An 876-nucleotide genomic window follows, 5' to 3' on the forward strand; every position below is an offset into this window, starting at 1 on the left:
CTGGCCCGTGAGTTCGGCGTCGACCTGACCGCCGTTCCGGCCACCGGCCCGCACGGTCGTGTGCTCAAGGAAGACGTGCAGGCCTACGTCAAGGCCATGATGCAGAAGGCCAAGGAAGCCCCGGCCGCCGCTGCCGCCGTGACTGGCGGTGCCGGCATCCCGCCGATCCCGGTGGTGGACTTCAGCAAGTTCGGCGAGATCGAGGAAGTGGCCATGACCCGCCTGATGCAGGTCGGCGCCGCCAACCTGCATCGCAGCTGGCTCAACGTCCCCCACGTGACCCAGTTCGATTCGGCCGACATCACCGAGCTGGAAGCCTTCCGCGTGGCCCAGAAGGCCGTGGCGGAGAAGGCCGGCGTCAAGCTGACCGTGCTGCCGCTGCTGCTGAAAGCCTGCGCCTACCTGCTCAAGGAACTGCCGGACTTCAACAGCTCCCTGGCCCCCAGCGGCAAGGCGCTGATCCGCAAGAAGTACGTGCACATCGGCTTTGCCGTGGACACCCCGGACGGCCTGCTGGTGCCGGTGATCCGCGACGTCGACCAGAAAAGCCTGCTGCAGCTGGCCGCCGAAGCCGCCGAACTGGCGGAGAAGGCGCGCACCAAGAAGCTCTCCGCCGATGCCATGCAGGGCGCCTGCTTCACCATCTCCAGCCTCGGCCACATTGGCGGCACCGGCTTCACGCCGATCGTCAACGCGCCCGAGGTGGCGATCCTCGGGGTGTCCAAGGCCGCGATGCAGCCGGTGTGGGACGGCAAGGCCTTCCAGCCGCGCCTGATGCTGCCGCTGTCGCTGTCCTACGATCACCGCGTGATCAACGGTGCCGCAGCCGCGCGCTTCACCAAGCGCCTGTCCGACCTGCTGGCGGATATCCGCACC

The 876-nt window shown here is 67.9% G+C and carries 1 protein-coding gene; it reads left to right on the forward strand.

All coding sequences use genetic code 11. The features are described 5' to 3' along the window. Nucleotides 1-876, forward strand: an 876-nt coding sequence (locus tag ACFPU0_RS17135; protein ID WP_377694443.1) for a 2-oxo acid dehydrogenase subunit E2, incomplete at both ends; no start/stop codon positions are given.

The organism is Pseudomonas sp. GCM10022186 (assembly GCF_042656385.1).
Classification (GTDB): domain Bacteria; phylum Pseudomonadota; class Gammaproteobacteria; order Pseudomonadales; family Pseudomonadaceae; genus Metapseudomonas.